Annotated in this window: 15 protein-coding genes; 12 read left to right on the top strand and 3 right to left on the bottom strand. The window is 72.1% G+C overall.

Annotation, left to right across the window (positions count from 1 at the left end):
- Positions 1-189: 189 nt before the first annotated feature.
- The gene (gene hisC, locus TR50_RS06495) at positions 190-1,290 is read left to right on the top strand and encodes a histidinol-phosphate transaminase (RefSeq protein WP_042415782.1); all 1,101 of its coding nucleotides are present in this window, start codon (positions 190-192) and stop codon (positions 1,288-1,290) included.
- 175 nt (positions 1,291-1,465) lie between these two features.
- Here hisC and TR50_RS48465 read toward each other — a convergent pair whose 3' ends face one another.
- The gene (locus TR50_RS48465; RefSeq protein WP_042415780.1) at positions 1,466-2,056 is read right to left on the bottom strand and encodes a hypothetical protein; all 591 of its coding nucleotides are present in this window, start codon (positions 2,054-2,056) and stop codon (positions 1,466-1,468) included.
- 192 nt (positions 2,057-2,248) lie between these two features.
- On the opposite strand from TR50_RS48465, the gene TR50_RS48035 reads away from it, so the two are divergent.
- The 9 genes from TR50_RS48035 to cydD all read left to right on the top strand — a co-directional run bounded on the left by TR50_RS48035 (position 2,249) and on the right by cydD (position 15,026).
- A complete protein-coding gene (locus TR50_RS48035; RefSeq protein WP_052440793.1) occupies positions 2,249-3,607 on the top strand; it encodes an efflux RND transporter periplasmic adaptor subunit in 1,359 nt (452 codons plus the stop codon).
- Positions 3,604-4,356 (top strand): ABC transporter ATP-binding protein, encoded by a 753-nt coding sequence (locus tag TR50_RS06475; RefSeq protein WP_042415757.1) that lies wholly within the window; start codon positions 3,604-3,606, stop codon positions 4,354-4,356. The genes TR50_RS48035 and TR50_RS06475 overlap by 4 nt, the downstream gene beginning before the upstream one ends.
- Positions 4,353-5,570, top strand: coding sequence for an ABC transporter permease (locus TR50_RS06470; protein ID WP_042415754.1), 1,218 nt, complete (start codon positions 4,353-4,355; stop codon positions 5,568-5,570). Before TR50_RS06475 ends, TR50_RS06470 begins: the two co-directional genes overlap by 4 nt.
- Positions 5,563-6,168 carry a hypothetical protein gene (locus tag TR50_RS46535; RefSeq protein WP_160311088.1) on the top strand — a complete coding sequence of 202 codons (606 nt, stop codon included), beginning with the start codon at positions 5,563-5,565 and terminating at the stop codon, positions 6,166-6,168. The genes TR50_RS06470 and TR50_RS46535 overlap by 8 nt, the downstream gene beginning before the upstream one ends.
- A 110-nt stretch (positions 6,169-6,278) precedes the next feature.
- Positions 6,279-6,986, top strand: coding sequence for a response regulator transcription factor (locus TR50_RS06460; RefSeq protein ID WP_042415748.1), 708 nt, complete (start codon positions 6,279-6,281; stop codon positions 6,984-6,986).
- A 4-nt stretch (positions 6,987-6,990) separates the two neighbouring features.
- The gene (locus TR50_RS06455; protein WP_236654297.1) at positions 6,991-8,526 is read left to right on the top strand and encodes a sensor histidine kinase; all 1,536 of its coding nucleotides are present in this window, start codon (positions 6,991-6,993) and stop codon (positions 8,524-8,526) included.
- Between the two features lie 362 nt (positions 8,527-8,888).
- On the top strand, positions 8,889-10,430 hold the full coding sequence (locus tag TR50_RS06450) for a cytochrome ubiquinol oxidase subunit I (RefSeq protein ID WP_042415744.1): 1,542 nt from the start codon (positions 8,889-8,891) through the stop codon (positions 10,428-10,430).
- Between the two features lie 13 nt (positions 10,431-10,443).
- Entirely contained in the window at positions 10,444-11,439 is a 996-nt protein-coding gene (gene cydB, locus TR50_RS06445; RefSeq protein ID WP_042415741.1) for a cytochrome d ubiquinol oxidase subunit II, read from the top strand.
- 74 nt (positions 11,440-11,513) lie between these two features.
- Positions 11,514-15,026, top strand: coding sequence for a thiol reductant ABC exporter subunit CydD (cydD, locus tag TR50_RS06440; protein ID WP_042415737.1), 3,513 nt, complete (start codon positions 11,514-11,516; stop codon positions 15,024-15,026).
- A gap of 42 nt (positions 15,027-15,068) precedes the next feature.
- Here the strand turns inward: cydD and TR50_RS06435 are convergent, their stop codons facing one another.
- Positions 15,069-15,911 (bottom strand): BRO-N domain-containing protein, encoded by an 843-nt coding sequence (locus TR50_RS06435; protein WP_042415734.1) that lies wholly within the window; start codon positions 15,909-15,911, stop codon positions 15,069-15,071.
- Positions 15,912-16,049: 138 nt separating this feature from the next.
- Between TR50_RS06435 and TR50_RS06430 the strand changes: the two genes are divergently transcribed.
- Positions 16,050-17,792 (top strand): sensor histidine kinase, encoded by a 1,743-nt coding sequence (locus TR50_RS06430; RefSeq protein WP_052440790.1) that lies wholly within the window; start codon positions 16,050-16,052, stop codon positions 17,790-17,792.
- Positions 17,793-17,904: 112 nt separating this feature from the next.
- Positions 17,905-18,513, top strand: a complete 609-nt coding sequence (locus TR50_RS42340; protein ID WP_052440789.1) for a hypothetical protein — start codon at positions 17,905-17,907, stop codon at positions 18,511-18,513.
- An 81-nt stretch (positions 18,514-18,594) separates the two neighbouring features.
- Here the strand turns inward: TR50_RS42340 and TR50_RS06420 are convergent, their stop codons facing one another.
- Positions 18,595-19,413, bottom strand: a complete 819-nt coding sequence (locus TR50_RS06420) for an HAD family hydrolase (protein ID WP_236654296.1) — start codon at positions 19,411-19,413, stop codon at positions 18,595-18,597.
- Positions 19,414-19,454 lie beyond the last annotated feature (41 nt).

The raw sequence follows: 19,454 nt of genomic DNA, 5'->3' as shown, positions 1-19,454 counted from the left end.
GTTTTGGTCACGCACTCACGCTGTCGCCCACCGAGTCTTCGCGGGCGCGTATCGGCACATGTCACTCGCACGGGTGAGGTTCACGCGATCGGCTCGTATGGTGATCTCGACCGGTTACGGCGACGGAGCCGCCCGAGCAGGGATCCTGCGGGGCGCGACGGCGTCGCGATTCTCTGGAGGACGACCACGGTGAGCAGCGAAACCACCCCTGGCGCGAACGGCCCGCGCCTGCGCGAGGCCCTCAAGGGCATCCCCGCCTACAAGCCCGGAAAGCCGGCCCAGGGCGCCGACGGCGCCCCCGCCTTCAAGCTCTCCTCCAACGAGAACCCCTACCCGCCGCTCCCGGGCGTCCTGGAGGCGGCGACCGCCGCCGCGGGGAGCTTCAACCGCTACCCCGACATGGCGTGCGCGGCGCTCATCGCCGAGCTGGCGCAGCGTTTCGGCGTGCCGGAGGCGCATGTCGCCACCGGCACCGGCTCGGTGGGCGTCGCGCAGTCGCTGCTCCAGGCGACCTCCGGTCCGGGCGACGAGGTGATCTTCGCCTGGCGCTCCTTCGAGGCGTACCCGATCATCACCCAGATCAGCGGCGCCACGTCCGTGCGCGTCCCGCTGAAGGCGGACGAGACCCACGACCTGGACGCGATGCTCGCCGCGGTCACGCCGCGGACCCGCCTGATCTTCGTCTGCAACCCGAACAACCCCACCGGCACGGTGGTCCACCGCGCGGAGCTGGAGCGCTTCCTCGACGCGGTGCCGAGCGACGTCCTCGTGGTGCTGGACGAGGCGTACAACGAGTTCGTCCGCGACGAGGAGGTCCCGGACGGCGTCGAGATCTACCGCGACCGCCCGAACGTCTGCGTGCTGCGCACCTTCTCCAAGGCCTACGGCCTGGCCGGCCTGCGGGTCGGCTTCGCCATCGCGCACGAGCCGGTCGCGCAGGCGCTGCGGCAGACGGCGGTCCCCTTCGGCGTCAGCCAGCTCGCGCAGGACGCGGCGATCGCCTCCCTGCGGTCGGAGGAGGCGCTGCTGGAGCGGGTCTCCGCGCTGGTCGCGGAGCGCGAGCGGGTCGTCGCGGCGCTGGTCGCCCAGGGCTGGACGGTGGCGACGACGCAGGCGAACTTCGTCTGGCTGCGGCTGGGCGAGCGGACGACGGACTTCGCGGCGGCCTGCGAGTCGGCGGGCGTGGTCGTCCGTCCCTTCGCCGGCGAGGGCGCGCGCATCACGATCGGCGAGACCGAGGCGAACGACCTCTTCCTGCAGACGGCGGAAGTCTTCCGCAAGTCGCTGTAGCCGCGCGCACATCAGGGGCGCGGGGAACTGCGCGACAAGCCACTGTGTGGTCAGTCGCCGGGCGAGCAGGGCCATCCACGGTGGGTGGTTGCTCGCGCAGTTCCCCGCGCCCCTAGGTAGTGCAGCTTGGGTGGTGCAGCCTGCTGTGGGAGCGAATCAAGCGCCCGGGGTCGGGTTACGCGGTCGGGGACGCCGAGGGCGACGCGCCCGGGGAGCGGGTCGGGAGGAGCGGCTTGCAGGTGTTGTAGGCCGTGGCCGTCTTCGCGTCGGCCGTGTTGAGCGCGCGCAGGCCGCCCTTGGTCGGGAGGGTGACCCCGTGGTCCTTCAGGCAGCTGGTGAACGCGGCCATCGCGGTGGAGTTGAAGCCGCCGCGGCCGCCGCCGAAGCCGCCTGTGGGGCGGAGCGAGGAGCAGGCCTGCATCGCGGCCTGCATGGTGGGGTTGGGCGAGGCTCCGCCGAAGCCGCCGCCACCGCCGAAGCCGCCGCCGTAACCGCCGCCGCCGTTGCCCCCGCCGCCGTTGCCGCCGCCGAAGCCACCGCTCGGGCGGCCGCTGGGGCGGCCGGTCGGCAGGTTCACGCCGTGCTGGCTGAGGCAGGTGCGGTAGGCCTGCATCGCCGCGCCGCGTCCGGACGCGGACGAGGACGGGGTGGAGCCTGCAGCCGTCGCCCCCGAGGAGCTGGAGCCGCAGGCGGACAGCAGCAGGGTGCTGAGGCCGAGCAGCCCCGCTGCCGCTGCGGCTCGAGCGCGAGTGCGGTGATTCGTCATGGACTCGAAGGAACCCCACAGCCATGGTGACCGGCTGGGTGCTTTCTTCGAATCCGCTGGGAGCGTGGACCGCCCTGGCGATGCCGAAAGGGGCTTAAGTCCGAATTTTTATGCTTTGCCCGCTATCTTCTCTCGGGGAACTCCCAGTTTCCTCCCAGAGCCCGCTGGGCGGGCCCCGTCAGGGTGTGCCCCATGAAGGTGCTCCCACGACGGCGCAAGGCCGTCCTGTTGAACTCCGTGCTCGCCACGGCGCTGCTGGCTGTCGGCGGCGTCGCGTGGGCGACCGTGGCGCAGGGCTCCAGCAGCACCAGCTCCACCGCCACCACGCGTACCGCGACCGTCGCGCGCGGCACGGTCCTCGCGACGGTCTCCGGGTCGGGCACGCTGACCTCCCCGTCGGACGCCGGGGTGAACTTCACCACCGGCGGCACGCTCACCGAAGTCGACGTCAAGCCCGGCCAGAAGGTCTCGGCCGGCCAGGTCCTGGGCAAGGTCGATGCGACCTCGGCCGACGAGACGCTCAGCAACGCACAGGCCCAGCTCACCGCCGCGCAGGCCAACCTGACCCAGGTCGAGGAAGGCCAGACCTCGACCACGAGCTCCAACTCCGGTTCCGGTTCCGGCTCGGGCAGCGGGCGGGGCGCCGCCTCGACGCCGACGCCCGCCCCGACGCCGACCGTCAACCAGTCCCAGCTCGCCAACGCGGAGCAGCAGGTCACCTCCGCGGAGAACTCCGTCGCCGCGGCCCAGCGCGCCGTCGACGGGACCGTGCTGAAGGCCCCGGTCTCCGGCACCGTCGCCTCCGTCGGCGGCAAGGTCGGCGACTCGGTCTCCGGCAGCGGCGGTTCCGGCAGTGGAAGCGGCGGCAGCGGCTCCGGCTCCGGCAGCTCCTCGTCGAGCTCGTCGTCCAGCAGCCTGTCCGGCTTCGTCGTGATCACCAACCCGTCCGGGATGGAGGTCAGCGCCGACTTCTCCGAGAGCGACGCGCTGAAGCTCAAGGGGGGCCAGGCGGCCACGGTGACGCTGAACGCCGACACCACCCAGGTGCTCAACGCCAAGGTGGTCTCGATCAGTTCGCTCCCCGTCTCCAGCTCCGGCAGCGGTGGCGGCAGCTCCTCCAGCGGCGCCGTCCAGTACGCCGCGCTGCTGGCGATCTCCGGCGACACCTCCAACCTCCGCACCGGCCTCAGCGCCAGCGTGCAGGTGGTGACGGGTGAGGCGTCCGGCGCGCTCTACCTGCCGACCTCGGCGATCAACGGCACCGGCGCCAACGCGAGCGTCAACGTCGTCCAGTCGGACGGCTCGGTCAAGCGCACCCCGATCACCCTCGGCGTGCAGGGCGACACCGACGACCAGATCGTCTCCGGCGTGACCGACGGCCAGAAGGTCCAGATCACCGTCGTGTCGACGTCCGGCACCAACGGCTTCCCGAGCACCGGCTTCCCCGGCGGCCTCGGTGGCGGCGGTGGTCGCGGCGGCTTCGGCGGTGGCGGCGGCTTCGGCGGCGGTGGCGGCGGTCGCGCCGGCGGTGGCGGCGGAGGCAGGGGATGAGCCCCACGCCCGTCATCGCGGCGCGTCAACTGATCAAGACCTACGGCATGGGCGACGCCGTCGTCCATGCCCTGGCCGGCGTCGACCTGACGGTCCACCAGGGCGACTTCGTGGCCATCATGGGCAGCTCGGGCTCCGGCAAGTCGACGCTGATGAACATCCTCGGCTGTCTGGACGTCCCGACCACCGGGCGCTACCTGCTCGACGGCATCGACGTCGGCGGGCTGGACGAGAAGCAGCTCTCGCTGGTGCGCAACCGCAAGATCGGCTTCATCTTCCAGTCCTTCAACCTGGTGCCGCGCACCAGCGCGCTCGCCCAGGTCGAACTGCCGCTCGCCTACGCCGGCGTCAAGGCGGCCGAGCGGCGCCGCCGCGCGATGGCCGCGCTGACCATGGTCGGGCTCGCCGAGCGGGCCGAGCACAAGCCCAACGAGCTCTCCGGCGGCCAGCAGCAGCGCGTCGCCGTCGCCCGCGCGCTGGTGACCTCGCCCGCGATGCTGCTGGCGGACGAGCCGACCGGCAACCTGGACAGCCACAGCACCAAGGAGGTCCTCGGCATCGTGGACCGGCTCAACGCGTCCGGCCGCACGGTCGTGCTGATCACGCACGAGGACGAGGTCGCGGAGCACGCCAAGCGCGTGATCCGGCTCGTCGACGGCCTGATCATCAGTGACGTGCGGCAGGCGCCCGTCGAGGGCCCGCCGCCCGCGCTGGCCCGCACGCTCGCCACCCAGGGAGGCGTGCGATGAACCCGCTGGAGACACTGCGCTTCGCGGTGCTCGGCCTGGCCGCCAACAAGGTCCGCTCCGGGCTGACGATGCTCGGCATCCTGATCGGCGTCGCCGCCGTCATCCTGCTGCTCGCGGTCGGCAACGGCTCCTCGCAGGCGGTCAAGGACTCCATCGACGCGCTCGGCACCAACTCCCTCACCGTCAGCTCGGGCGCCGGCTTCGGCGCGCAGTCGACGGCGACCAGCACCAAGCCGCTCACCATCGCCGACGCCCAGGCGCTCGCCGACCCGAGCAAGGCGCCGGACATCAAGGGCGTCGCGCCCGAGGTGCAGACCTCGCAGACCGCCCTGTACGAGGGCACCTCGCACACGGTCAGCTCCGTCATCGGCACCTACCCGGCCTACTTCGAGGCGTCCAACAGCAAGGTCGTCAAGGGCGACTACTTCAGCAACGACGACGTGCTGGCCTCGCGCAAGGTCGCGGTGATCGGCTCGACCACGGCGACCGACCTGTTCGGCACCGCCTCGCCGATCGGCAAGAAGATCGTCCTGGGCGGCACCCCGCTCACCGTGGTCGGCGAGCTGGCCACCAAGGGCAGCAGCACCAGCAGCTTCAACGACCCGGACGACGTGATCATCGCGCCGCTGCCGACGGTCCAGAACGCCTACACGGGCTTCGGCTCGCTCAGCCAGATCCTGGTCGAGGCGAACTCCGCCGACGCCACCACCCAGGCGCAGAACGAGATCACCACGGTCCTGATGGGCACGCACGGGATCAAGGACGCCTCGGCGGTCGACTTCCGGGTCAGCAGCCAGACCTCGCTGCTGTCCACCCGCAGCTCCACCACGCAGACCTTCACCGTGCTGCTCGGCGCGGTCGCGGCGATCTCGCTGCTGGTCGGCGGGATCGGCATCACCAACATCATGCTGGTCACGGTCACCGAGCGGACCCGGGAGATCGGTATCCGCAAGGCGATCGGCGCACCCAAGGGCGTCATCCTCAGCCAGTTCCTGGCCGAGTCGACGCTGCTCTCGCTGGTCGGCGCCGGGCTCGGCGTGCTGGCGGCGCTGATCGGCGCCCACTTCACCATCGTCGGCATCAAGCCGGTGGTGATCCCGGCCTCCGTGTGGGGTTCGTTCGGGATCGCGGTGGCGATCGGCCTCTTCTTCGGCAGCTACCCGGCCAGCCGGGCGGCCAGCCTGCGTCCGATCGAGGCGCTGCGTCATGAGTGATCTTTTCCCGACCCAGGAGGAAACCATGGACCTCGAACTGGCTCAGGCCGAGGCGGTGGAATCGCCGGAGGACATCCTCGCGGAGCCGCCGGACGCCCTGGACATCACCGCGGAGCTGGCGGCGCCCCCGCGCCGCAAGCTGCCGTGGCTGACGATGCTGCTGGTCGGCGGCCTGGTCGCGGGCGCCGGCTTCGTCGGCGGCGTGCTGGTGGAGAAGAACCAGACGCCCGCCTCCCCGTTCGGGGCCGCCGGCCGCACCTTCGGCGGGACCGGCCGCACCGGGACGGGCGGCGCGGGCGGCACCGCGGGCGCCTCCGGCTTCGGCGGCGGCGGGTTCGGCGGGGGCGGCTTCGGCGGCGGCGCCGGGGGCGGTGGCGCGACCACCGGCACGGTGAAGCTCGTCGACGGCTCGACCATCTACGTCACCGACGCCACCGGCAACATCGTCAAGGTCACCACCGGCGGTTCGACGAAGGTGAGCATCGCCCAGTCCGGCAAGGTCAGCCAGCTCAAGCCCGGTTCGACGGTCACCGTGCGCGGCACCGCCGACGCAAGCGGCGACGTGGCGGCGAGCACCGTGACGCAGGTGGGCGGCTGAGCCGTCCACAGGATTCACTCATGAACTCCTCATCAACGGCCGCTAGCCTGCCGCTGCCGTCGACATCGGCACGTTCGACCCTGCCAGACCTGCAACCACCGGGGGCGCCCATGGACACCGCCGAGGCCAGCCTGCTCGTCGTGGACGACGAGCCGAACATCCGCGAGCTGCTCTCCGCGTCACTCCGCTTCGCCGGTTTCCGGGTCGCCTCCGCGGCGACCGGGGCCGAGGCCGTCGCATCCGTGCAGCGGTCCCGCCCGGACCTGGTGGTGCTGGACGTGATGCTGCCCGACGTCGACGGCTTCGCCCTGGTGAAGCGGCTGCGGGACGACAGCGACCGGGACAAGATCCCGGTGATCTTCCTCACCGCCAAGGACGGGGTGGAGGACAAGATCAGCGGCCTGACCGCGGGCGGCGACGACTACGTCACCAAGCCGTTCAGCCTGGAGGAGCTGATCGCCCGGATCCGGGCGATCCTCCGCCGCACCGGCGGTCCGGCCGACGACGGCCGACTCGTCGTCGCCGATCTGGAGCTGGACCTCGTCGGTCACCAGGTGCATCGGGCCGGGCGGCCGGTCTCGCTCTCCCCGACCGAGTTCAAGCTGCTCGAGTACCTGATGACGAACACCGGCCGGGTGGTCTCCAAGATGCAGATCCTCGACCACGTCTGGGCCTACGACTTCGGCGGCGACCTCAGCATCGTCGAGTCCTACATCTCGTACCTGCGCCGCAAGATGGACTCGGGCGCGGACGGCACGCCGAAGCTGATCCACACGGTGCGCGGGGTCGGTTACGTCCTGCGCCGACCGGCTGCGTGATCAGGTGCGTCTCCGCAGGTCCCTGCGCCGTTGGGCGGTGCAGCCGAAGGTCCGTGGCCGCTTCTCGCTGCGCGTGCGGCTGCTCGCCCTCGCGATCGCGCTGGTCGCGCTCGGGCTGGTGGTGAGCGACACCCTGGTTCTCGGCAGCGTCCGCAACGAGCTCGTGCAGCGGGTCGACACCCAGTTGCACCGCTTCGGCGACACCGCCGTCTTCCGCGTCGCGGACCCGGTCAAGCGCCCGCTGCCGACCACCGGCGGCGGCCGCCCGCGGAACTGGCTGCCCAGTCAGTACGTGGTCACGGACATCGACGCCGACGGGCACTACAGCGCGCTGCTCACCCAGCCGGTCGAGCAGGGCGATCCGCTGCCGAAGTTCCCTGTGCTGGACGCGAACCAGCTGGCGGCGCGGATGGGCCACGCCTTCACGGTGCCGGCCGACCACGGCGGCGGGAGCTGGCGGGTGCTGATCCTGCCGCGCTCGGGGCAGTCGGGCGCGGGGGTGGTCGTGGCGGCGTCGCTCGACGACACCGACGCGATGCTGGCCAAGCTGAACAACGGGTTCCTCGCGATCGGCGGCGGCGTGCTGCTGGTCCTGGCCGTCGCGGGGTTCTTCGCGGTGCGGGCCGGGCTCGGTCCGCTGCGGCGGATCGAGCAGGCCGCGCACCAGATCGCGGAGCAGACCGCGGCCGGGCAGCCGCCCACGCACCGGGTGCCGGACGCCGAGACGGATCCGCGCACGGAGGTCGGCAGCCTCGCGCGTTCGCTCAACTCGATGCTGGAGCAGATCGAGGCGGGCTTCGCCGCGCGGACCCGCTCCGAGGAGCGGATGCGCGCCTTCGTCGCCGACGCCAGCCACGAGCTGCGTACGCCGCTGTCCGGCATCCGCGGCTTCGCCGAGCTCTACCGGATGGGCGCGCTGCCGGACGAGGCCGACGTCAAGCGCACGATGAGCCGCATCGAGAGCGAGGCGGTGCGGATGAGCGGCCTGGTCGAGGACCTGCTGACGCTGGCCCGGCTCGACGAGCAACGGCCGTTGCAGCTCGCGCCGATGGATCTGCGCACGCTCGCGGCGGACGCGCTGCACGACACCACCGCGCTCGATCCGACCCGCGCGGTCAGCCTGACCGGCGCGGTCGGGGCGGCGACGCCGGGTGCGGCGCTGGTCCTGGGCGACGAGGCGCGGCTGCGCCAGGTGGTGACCAACCTGGTCGGCAACGCGGTCAAGCACACCCCTGTCGGCACCCCGGTGCGGATCGGCGTGAGCACCGTGAACGGCGAGGGCGTGATCGAGGTCGCCGACCAGGGCCCGGGGCTGACCCCGGAGCAGGCGGCCCGGGTGTTCGAGCGCTTCTACCGCGTCGACGCCTCGCGCAGCCGACGCGACGGCGGGGGAGCGGGGCTGGGCCTCGCCATCGTCTCCGCGCTGACCCAGGCCCACGGCGGCCGGGTCGAGTTGGAGACCACGTCGGGCGCCGGCGCGGTCTTCCGGATCTTCCTGCCGGGCGCCGGTCTGCCGGGCGCGGCCCTGCCGAGCGCCTGACCTCCGCGCGTGTGCCCGGGTCCCGCGAGCTCGCGGGACCCAGGCACACGCGTTCCGGTGTGCTCGTGATCACTCGGTCGGCCTACGTGACGCGCGCCACGCCCACCACCCGACACCCGTCTGAGACGGGCCTCGCGGCAATCGACGAACTGTCGATCAGTGCTGGTCAGACTGTGCGTGACGGCGCTGTCGAGGCACCCCACCCCCCTGTCAGTCTCTCCGGAACGACATGGTGATAATTAGCTTGTGATCGTGTTCACGTTCACAAGCGCACGATCATTTCGTGTTCAACTCGCATGTCCCACACAAGTGCGACAAAAAGTGCGTTGATGGACCGAATGGCCGCCGATGAGGAGGACCCAGTGGAGCTCGCGCTCGCTCACGAGACGATGGCGCGATGGCAGTTCGGCATCACCACCGTCTACCACTTCCTCTTCGTGCCCCTGACGATCTCCCTGTCCGCGTTCGTCGCCGGCCTGCAGACGGCCTGGGTGCGGACAGGCCGGGAGAAGTACTTCAAGGCCACGAAGTTCTGGGGCAAGCTGTTCCTGATCAACATGGCGATGGGCGTCGTCACCGGCATCGTCCAGGAGTTCCAGTTCGGCATGAGCTGGTCGAACTACTCCCGCTTCGTCGGTGACATCTTCGGCGCCCCGCTCGCCTTCGAGGCGCTGATCGCCTTCTTCTTCGAGTCCACCTTCATCGGACTGTGGATCTTCGGCTGGGACCGGCTGCCCAAGAAGCTGCACCTGGCGTCGATCTGGATGGTCGCCATCGGCACGACGCTGTCCGCGTACTTCATCCTGGCGGCCAACTCCTGGATGCAGCACCCGGTCGGCTACGAGCTGAAGAACGGGCGCGCCCAGCTCACCGACTTCCCCAAGGTGCTCTTCCAGAACACCACCCTGGTCGTCGTCTTCCACACCATCACCGCGGCGTTCCTGGTCGGCGGCGCGTTCCTCATCGGCATCGCGTCCTACCAGCTGCGCAAGGCGTCGCGCCAGGCCGCGGAGGACCGCGAGCCGGTGAAGATCGCTTCGATGAAGACCTCGCTCCGGCTCGGTCTGGTGGTCTGCCTGCTGGCCGGCCTCGGCACCGCGATCAGCGGCGACGCGCTCGGCAAGGTCATGTTCGAGCAGCAGCCGATGAAGATGGCCGCCGCCGAGGCCCTGTGGGACACCGAATCCCCCGCTCCCTTCTCGGTGTTCGCCTACGGCGACGTCGCCAGGGGGCACAACACCGTCGAGATCACGGTCCCGGGCCTGCTCTCCTTCCTGGCCAAGGGCGACTTCACCTCCCCGGTGCCCGGCATCAACAACACCAACGCCGCGGAGAAGGCCAAGTTCGGCGACAAGGCGCCGAACTACGAGCCGAACATCCCCACCACCTTCTGGGCGTTCCGCTGGATGATCGGCTTCGGCATGACGTCCTTCGTGATCGCCGCCGTCGGCCTCTGGCTGACCCGCCGCCGCTTCTGGCTCGCACCCGAGTTCCGGCGGGCCGGCGACGAGGTGCCGCTGTTCATGCTGACCAGGACCAGGGAGCTCGGCCCGACGCTGACCAAGTGGGCCTGGCGGGGCGCGATCTGGACGCTCGCCTTCCCGCTGGTCGCCTGCTCCTGGGGCTGGATCTTCACCGAGATGGGCCGCCAGCCGTGGGTCGTCTACGGGCTGATGACCACCGCCGACGCGGTCTCCCCCGGCGTCTCCATAGGCGAGCAGTGGACCTCGCTCATCGTCCTCACCCTGCTCTACGGCGCGCTCGCCGTCATCGAGGTCAAGCTGATGGTCAAGTACGCCAAGGCCGGCCCGACGGACGAGGAGCCGCCGCGCCGGAACCCGACGCTCGGCGGTCCCCCGGCGGGGTCCGAGGACGCCGACAAGCCCTTCGCCTTCGCGTACTGAGGAGACGGACGCCATGCACCTTCACGACGTCTGGTTCGTGCTGATCGCGGTCCTCTGGATCGGTTACTTCTTCCTGGAGGGCTTCGACTTCGGCGTCGGCATCCTCACCAAGGCCCTGGCCAGGGACGAGCGCGAGCGCCGCGTCCTGATCAACACCATCGGCCCGGTCTGGGACGGCAACGAGGTCTGGCTGCTCACGGCCGGCGGCGCGACCTTCGCCGCCTTCCCCGACTGGTACGCCACCTTGTTCAGCGGCTTCTACCTGGCGCTGCTGCTCATCCTGGTCTGCCTGATCATCCGCGGGGTCGCCTTCGAGTACCGGGGCAAGCGGGACGACGCGCAGTGGAAGCGCAACTGGGACCACGCCATCTTCTGGTGCTCGCTGCTCCCGGCGTTCCTGTGGGGTGTCGCCTTCGGCAACATCGTCCACGGCACCAAGATCGACGCGCACATGGAGTACGTGGGCAGTTTCTGGGACCTGCTGAACGCCTACTCGCTGCTCGGCGGTGTGGTGACGCTGACCCTGTTCACCTTCCACGGGGCCGTCTTCACCGCGCTGAAGACCAACGGCGAGATCCGCGACCGGGCGCGTGCCCTCGCCCTTCGGGTCGGCGTGGTCGCGGCGCTGGCGGCGCTGGCCTTCCTGATCTGGACCCAGGCGCACAACGGCGACAACTGGTCCTTCGCGGCCATGGTCGTCGCCGTGCTCGGCCTGGTCGGCGCCCTCGCGACGAACCAGGTCGGCCGGGAGGGCTGGGCGTTCCTGCTGTCGGGCGTCACGATCGTCGCGGCCGTCGCGATGCTCTTCCTGACGCTCTTCCCGGACGTGATGCCGTCCTCGCTGAACCCGGCCTGGTCGCTGACCGTCAGCAACGCCTCGGCGTCCTCCTACACGCTGGGGATCATGACCTGGGTGGCGGGGATCATGACGCCCGTGGTGCTGATCTACCAGGGCTGGACCTACTGGGTGTTCCGCCGCCGCTTCGGCGTGCAGAACATGCCCGCCTGACCGCCCGGGTCCGCCCGATCTGTCTGACCCGCCCGACCCGCCCGACCCCGTCCGATCCGCCGGAGGAGACGAAAGTGAAGCCCGTCGACCCGCGTCTGTTGCGGTACGCCCGAGCGACCCGGACGTTCCTGCTGGCCTCGGTGGCGCTCGGCGCGCTCGGCGCCGGGCTGGTCATCGCGCAGGCGCTGCTGGTGGCGCAGATCGTGGTCGGCTGCTTCCAGCACGGGGAGGGGCTCGGCCGCCTGGCCGGGCCCCTGGCCGCGCTGGCGGCGGTCTCGCTCGGCCGCGGCGCCGTCGCCTGGGCGACCGAGGCCGTCGCCCACCGGGCCTCGGCGAAGGTCAAGTCCCAGCTGCGCGAGCAGCTGCTGAGCCGGGCCGCCGCGCTCGGCCCCGGCTGGCTCGCTCGGCAGCGCAGCGGCGAGCTGGTCACCCTGGCCACCCGCGGCGTCGACGCGCTGGACGAGTACTTCGCCCGCTACGTGCCGCAGTTGGCGCTGTCGGTGATCGTGCCGATCGCGGTGCTGGCCCGCATCGTCCTCGCCGACTGGGTCTCCGCCGCGATCATCGTGGCGACCCTGCCGCTGATCCCGGTCTTCATGATCCTGATCGGGATGGCCACCCAGAGCCGGATGGACCGTCAGTGGCGTACCCTCGGCAGGCTCTCGCACCACTTCCTCGACGTGGTCGCGGGCCTGCCGACGCTGAAGGTCTTCGGCCGGGCCAAGGCCCAGGCCGACTCGATCCGCCGGATCACCGACCAGTACCGCCGGGCCACCCTGCGCACGCTGCGCGTCGCCTTCGTGTCCTCGTTCGCGCTGGAGCTGCTGTCGACGCTGTCGGTCGCGCTGGTCGCGGTCAGCATCGGCATGCGGCTGGTGGACGGCGGCCTCGACCTCTACACCGGTCTGGTCGTCCTGGTCCTGGCCCCCGAGGCGTACCTGCCGATCCGCCAGGTCGGCACCCACTACCACGCCAGCGTCGAGGGCCTGGCCGCCGCCGAGCAGATCTTCGCCGTGCTGGAGACGCCGGTGACCGACTCCCCCGTCACCCTTACGCCGTCGTCGGACGCGGGCGGTGAGGTGCGGGTCGAGGGGCTGACGGTCCGCTACGCGGGACGCGAACGCGCGGCGCTGGAGGACTTCTCGCTGCACGTCGCGCCGGGGGAGACGGTCGCCGTCACCGGCCCGTCGGGCGCGGGGAAGTCGACGCTGCTCGCGGCGCTGCTGGGTTTCGTCCCGCCCGTCGGCGGATCCGTCGCCGCGCCCGCCCACGAGCGGATCGCCTGGGTGCCGCAGCACTCCTACCTCTTCGCCGGGACGATCGCCGACAACGTCCGCCTGTCGCGTCCGGACGCCTCGGAGGCGCAGCTGCGCGAGGCCCTCGTCGCCGCGCAGGCATGGGAGTTCGTCGCCGAGCTGCCGCAGGGCGCGTCGACCCGCATCGGCGAGGCCGGCGTGGGCCTGTCGGCCGGACAGCGCCGCCGCGTCGCGCTGGCCCGCGCGTTCCTCGCCGACCGTGAGCTGGTGCTGCTGGACGAGCCCACGGCCGGGCTGGACAACGAGAGCGAGGCGGCGGTCGTGGACGCCGTCCGTGAGCTGGCCGCCGGCCGGACGGTGATCCTCACCTCGCACCGGCCCGCGCTGCTGGCCCTCGCCGACCGGCGCGTGGCCCTGCCGGGCGCGGACGAGCCCGGTGCCGAGCTGTCGCCGGACGGCGTCGAGGTGGTCGTGCCCCCGCAGGCCCGCCACGACGACACGGACGTACCCGGGACGGGCGCAGTCGACGCGGACGTACTCGACGCGGAAGCAGCCGACGCGGCCTCGCTCGCCCCGGTGGGCGCGGCCTCCGGGAGCTGGTCGCGGTGGCCCAGGCCCCGACTCGGTCTCGCGATCCTCCTCGGCGGGCTCGCGCTGGTCTGCGCCACCGCGCTGATGGGGACCTCGGGTTGGCTGATCTCCCGGGCCTCGCAGCAGCCGCCGGTGCTCTACCTGATGGTCGCCGTCACCGCCACCCGCACCTTCGGCATCGGCCGCTCCGTGCTCCGCTACGCCGAGCGGCTCGTCAGCCACGACGCCGTGCTGCGCAGCCTCGGCACGCTGCGCACCGCCGTCTACGCGCGGCTCACGCGCCTCGCCCCGGCGGGTCTGGGGGCGACGTTCCGCCGCGGGGACCTGCTGGCGCGCATGGTCGCCGACGTCGACGCGATGCAGGACCACTACCTGCGCTACCGCCTCCCGTTGGCCGCGACCGCGCTGGCCGGGGCCGTCACCGTCGGCGTCGTCTCCTGGCTGCTGCCGTCGGCCGGGCTGCTGCTGGCGATCGGGCTGCTGCTGGCCGGTGTGCTGGTTCCGCGCCTCGCCCTGCGGCTGTCGATCCGCGCCGAGCGCGCGCAGGCCGAGACGCGCGGGCGGTTGACCGGCGAGGTCGTCGGCCTCCTCGACGGCGCGGCCGAGCTGACCGTCAGCGGCGCGCTGCCCGCCCGACTGGGCGCGCTGCGCGCGATCGACGCCGAACTCACCGGGCTGCAGCGCCGCTCGGCGGCGGGCCTGGGCCTCGGCGCGGGACTCACGACCGCGCTCACCGGCCTGACCGCCGTCGCCTGCGCGGCGGTCGGGATCACGGCCGTGACAGGCGGTCACCTGCACGGCGTCTGGCTCGCGGTGCTGCTGCTGACGCCGCTGGCGGCGTTCGAGGGCGTGACCGGTCTGACCGCGGCCGCGCAGACCCGTCAGCGCGGGCTGCGCTCGGCGGCACGCCTCGCCGAACTCGCGGAGGCGCCGGAGCCCGTCGCCGAGCCGGCCTCGCCCGCCGAGCTTCCGGCCGAGCCGTTGCCGCTGCGCGTCCGCGACCTCACCGTCGTCTGGCCCGGCCGGACGGAGCCCGCGCTGCGCGGCGTCTCCCTGGACCTCACCCCCGGGCGTCGTGTCGCGGTCGTCGGCCCGAGCGGCTCGGGCAAGACCACGCTGGCCCACGCCCTGCTGCGCTTCCTGGACCCGGCCTCCGGCAACGTGACCCTCGCCGGCGTCGACACCCGCACCCTCGCGGGCGACGACGTCCGCCGCGCGGTGGGGCTCTGCGCCCAGGACGCGCACGTCTTCGACAGCAACCTGCGCGAGAACCTCCGTCTCGCCCGCCCCTCGGCCACCGACGCGGACCTCCTCGCCGCCCTGGACGCCGCCCGCCTCGCGGACTTCGTCCGCGCCCTGCCCGACGGCCTCGACACGTTGGTCGGCGAGCACGGCGCGTCCCTCTCCGGCGGCCAGCGCCAGCGCCTGGCCCTGGCCCGGGCGTTGCTGGCCGACTTCCCCGTCCTCGTCCTCGACGAACCGGCCGAGCACCTCGACCTCCCGACCGCCGACGCCCTGACCGCCGACCTCCTGGCCGCGACCGAGGGCCGGGCCACCGTCCTGATCACCCACCGCCTGGCCGGCCTGGAGGCGGTCGACGAGATCGTGGTCCTGGACCGCGGGCGGGTCGTGCAGCGCGGGACGTGGGACGACCTGGTGGCCGTGGACGGCCCGCTGCGGGAGCTGTGGGCGCGGGAGCGGGGGATCCCTATGGACGGACTAGTGATCACGGGCCGCTGACCTGCAATGATTCGGCAACCCTAGCGGGAAACTAGGCTTTGGCTAGCGGTGGCTGAGCTGATATCTCGGCGTTCCGTCGGTCATGGTTCCGACCTGCCGGATGCACGCGCGCTTCTGCAGGAACCGCAGGCAGTCCCGGACGCGCTCCTGTGTCAGCCCGGTGCCCAGCCCGATCGACTCGATGCTGTGCGCCGCTTCGCCGTGTGCCAGCAGGAGGGGGACGAGATACCCGGCCACGGACCACACGTCCTCGGTGACGGTCAGCCTGCCGCGCCACTCGGCGAGGATCTGTTCGGTAGTCCGTCGGGATCGTCGGGATGCCACGCTCGGCGCGGGCTGTCGTTCCATCGCCGTGGCGATGCGGTTCACCCCGGCGACGAGCTCGCGGAGCAACAGCTGTTGCTCACGCTGCGTGGCGGCAAACTCGGCGTCGAGCTGGAGGTTGCGCTCCTCCAGCCGGACGACGACGTCCATCACGGACCCCGGCAGCACGACGGCGGACCTGTCGTGGCCGATCCGGTAGGCGCCGTCCCGCTGGACCGCGCAGACGACTTCGGTGACCCAGTTCTTGAAGGGTTCCACGTCGTCCTTGGTGCAGCCGTTGACCAGGCGGATCAGGCCTTGGAGGCTGAGCATCACGCTCGTCTTCTTAAGCCCCTGACCTGCGATGATGAGCCATCCCTCGCGTGGAACGAGACGATGTGCCATGCGTCGCATGCCCTCTGGCACGTGTCTTTTCACGGCGTCGGTCGTGTTGGCGTAGCCGAGCTCGCGGCATACGTCCACTGCTGGGAACCAGTGGTTCCCGTCCGCCAGGGTCACCCTTCGCACGCGTGCTCCCGTCGCCGCGTGGACGAAGTCGTTGATGTCGATCGCGTCTGTCATCCCGCACCCCCTCCGTTGCGCACCGTAAGCATGCGAACCTCCGCCGGTGACACGATCGCGGTGAGTTCACCCGCACGGGATCTCGTGCGAACGCGCGTCCGCTGTCGGGGTTAAAACGGACAAACTACGCTCGCTTGCATGGCGACCGGTGACGCGCACTTCATCCCCGACCTCGGCTCCCTCGAGGTCGACGACCTGGTCAGCGAGGTCGCCGAGCGGCTGCACGCGGTCGCCGCCGTGAACGACCGGATGCGGGAGCTGCTCGAAGCCGTCGTGGCGGTCAGTTCCGGACTGGACCTGCACGCGACGCTGCAACGGATCGCCACCGCCGCGGCCGATCTCGTCGACGCCGAGTACGCGGCCGTCGGGGTGCTCGAGCCGCACATGCACGGGCTGTCCGACTTCATCCAGGTCGGCGTCACCTCCGAGCAGGAGCTGGAGATCGGCGGACTGCCCTGCGGGCTGGGGCTGCTCGGCTACGTCACCGACCACCGGGAGCCGCTGCGGCTGGAGGACCTCACCCGGCACCCGAGCGCCGTCGGGTTCCCGCACGGGCACCCGGTGATGCGCACCTTCCTCAGCGTCCCGGTCCGGGTCCGCAACGACTTCTTCGGCACCCTCTACCTCGCCGAGAAGCACCACGGACGCCAGTTCTCCGGCGCCGACCAGCAGGTCGTCGAGGCACTGGCGGCCGCGGCCGGCGTCGCGATCGAGAACGCGCGCCTGTACGAGGAGGGTCGCCGACGTGAGCGGTGGATCGCCGCGTCCCGCGAGGTCACCAACGTGATGCTGACGGCCGACGACGCCGTCGTCGCCCTCACGACCACCGCCGAGCTGCTGCGCGACCTCGCCGGGGCCGCCCTCGGGATGATCCTGCTGCCGACCGAGGACGGCGGGCTGCGCGTCTCCCACGCCTCCGGCGAGGCCGCCGACCTGCTCATCGGCGAGCCCGTCCCGCCGACCGAGCGGGTCCGGCAGCTGCTCGCGGGCGACACCGTCACGATCGTCGACATGAACACCGACTCGGACCTGCGCGCCGACATCCGCGCGTCGTTCGGGCCCAGCATGGCGCTGCCGCTGAAGAGCTCCGGCCGGGTCCTGGGCGCCGTCGTCGTGTGGCGGGGCCGGGACACCCCACCCTTCACCGAGACCGAGCGGGTGCTCGCCGAGGGCTTCGCCGCCCAGGCGGCGCTCGCGCTGCGGCTGGTGGAGGGCCAACGGAACCAGCAGCGCCTGGCCGTCTACCAGGACCGCGACCGGATCGCCCGGGACCTGCACGACCTGGTCATCCAACGCATCTTCGCCACCGGGATGATGATGGAGAGCGCCGCCCGGCTGGCCGAGGTGCCCGAGGTCAAGGTCCGGATCTCGAAGGCCGTCGACGAGCTCGACGCGACCATCCAGGAGGTGCGCACCACCATCTACGCCCTCCAGCACGAGGACACCGCCGGGGACGGCGCGGACCTGCGCAGCCAGGTGCTGCGCGAGTGCGCGCAGGCCGCCGGCCCGCTCGGCTTCAAACCGGCGGTGACCTTCGTCGGCCCTGTCGAGGCGATGACCAGCGAGGCCATCGGCCGTCAACTCGTGGCCGCCCTGCGGGAGATCCTGTCCAACGCGGCCCGGCACGCCGCAGCCTCGCGGGTCGACGTCGCGGTGGACGGCAGCGCCCACATCGACGCCGAGGGCCGGCTCACCACGGGAGGGGGCCGTCCGGCCGTCGTGCTGTCCGTCACCGACGACGGCGTCGGCATCCGCGAGGGCGGGCGGCGCAGCGGCCTGCGCAACCTGGCCGAGCGGGCGCGCAACCTCGGCGGCGACGCCTGGTTCGGTCCGGGCCTGAGCGGCGGAGGCACCCGGGTCTTCTGGACGGCCGCGCTCTAGGACGCGCCCGCTGCGCTGTTGCCAGGCTGTTGCGGATCGGCAGGCAGGGCGTTGCGGAAGCCTCGCTACAGTCCGTACGTTCCGATCGATCTGCACTTCCAGGGGGATTCCCATGCGCTCCACTGCGCGCCGCGCCGCCTCCGCCGCGCTCGTCCTGTCCGGCGCGCTGCTGCTCAGCGCGTGCGACTCCGGTTCCGGTTCCACCACCGCTTCGGGCGGCGGTTCGCCCACCGCCACGGCCTCGGTCGCGGCATCTCCCACGGCCACCGTGGCGGCCACCGCCTCGCCGACGACCGTCGCCACGGTGGCGGCTTCGCCGACGGGCGCCGTCGCGTCGCCCGTGGCCACGCCGACGGCGGGCGACGCCTCCTGCCACAACCTGGTCGCCACCGACGCGGTGAAGGCGGCCGTCACCCGCGACTACGGGGCCGAGGTGCACCGCGGCCACATCACGCCGCGCCCGCAGCAGTTCCTCTACGGGCAGTGCGGCGGCACCGTCTACGCGGCCACCGCCTTCGACCTGACGGCGGGCGCGACCTACTCCGACCAGGTGGCGGGCCAGGACGACGGCAGCACCCGCAAGTACTTCTCCCTCGCCGCGAACGGCACCTGGACGCTGATCGGCAGCGCCGGCTTCCCCGACAACGGCGGCTGCGTCGCGCAGATCCCGCAGGCGCTCGCCAAGCTGTGGGGCGGCTGCCAGCCCGGCTCGCAGGGTTAGGCGCGCGGGACCAGGGCGGGACCAGGGCGGGACCAGGGCGAACAGCCGTCCAGGTTCCCGCCCCCAGGGGGCCTCAGCCGCTCAGCCCAGCAGGGCCTCGATGACCTGCGCCACGCCGTCCTCCTCGTGGCTGGCGGTGTGGCGGACGGTCGCGGCCAGCACCTCCGGGTGGGCGTTGGCGACGGCGTAGGCGGTGCCCGCCCACTCCAGCATGGGCAGGTCGTTGGGCATGTCGCCGATGGCGACGACACGGTCCGCCGGGATGTCGCGCTCCGCGCACCAGCGGGCCAGGGCGCTGGCCTTGCTGACGCCGGGGGCGCTGATCTCCAGCATCGCGACCGCCGCCGAGCGGGTCACCTCGCCGAATCCGCCGACCAGCTCGCGTCCCAGCCGCAGGAACGCGTCCGGGTCCATGGTGGGGTGCTTGGCCAGCAGCTTGAAGACCTGGTGGCCGGCCGCGCCCGCCAGGAGCTCCTCGGCCGGGGCGACCCGGTCGGCGGCGTCCATGTCCCACAGCGTGCGCGGGTAGGCGGGCTCGTGGGAGAAGCCGCCGGGGTACTCGAAGGCGAACGTCACCTCCGGCAGTCCGGTGCGCAGCGCCGTCACGGTGGCGAGGGCGTCCTCCGCGCGCATCGGGTGCGTCTCCAGCAGCTCCTGGCGCCGCACGTCGTAGAGCGCGCCGCCGTTGGAGCAGATCGCGATCCCGTGCGGACCGATCGCCTCGGTGACCGCCCCCATCCAGCGCGGCGGGCGACCGGTGACGAAGACGATGCACACGCCCGCCTCCTCGGCCCGGCGCAGCGCGTCCTCGGTGCGGGCGGAGACCGTGCCGTCGCCGCGCAGCAGCGTGCCGTCGAGGTCGGTGGCGATGAGGGAGGGGATCACGGGTACGTCGATCACGGGTACATCCTCACATCCCCGGCCCGGGATCCGTCGCACCG

It is taken from the genome of Streptacidiphilus anmyonensis, assembly GCF_000787855.1.
Taxonomy (GTDB): domain Bacteria; phylum Actinomycetota; class Actinomycetes; order Streptomycetales; family Streptomycetaceae; genus Streptacidiphilus; species Streptacidiphilus anmyonensis.
Note: the sequence above shows the minus strand (reverse complement) of the source record. Positions and strands in the feature narration are given on the sequence as shown.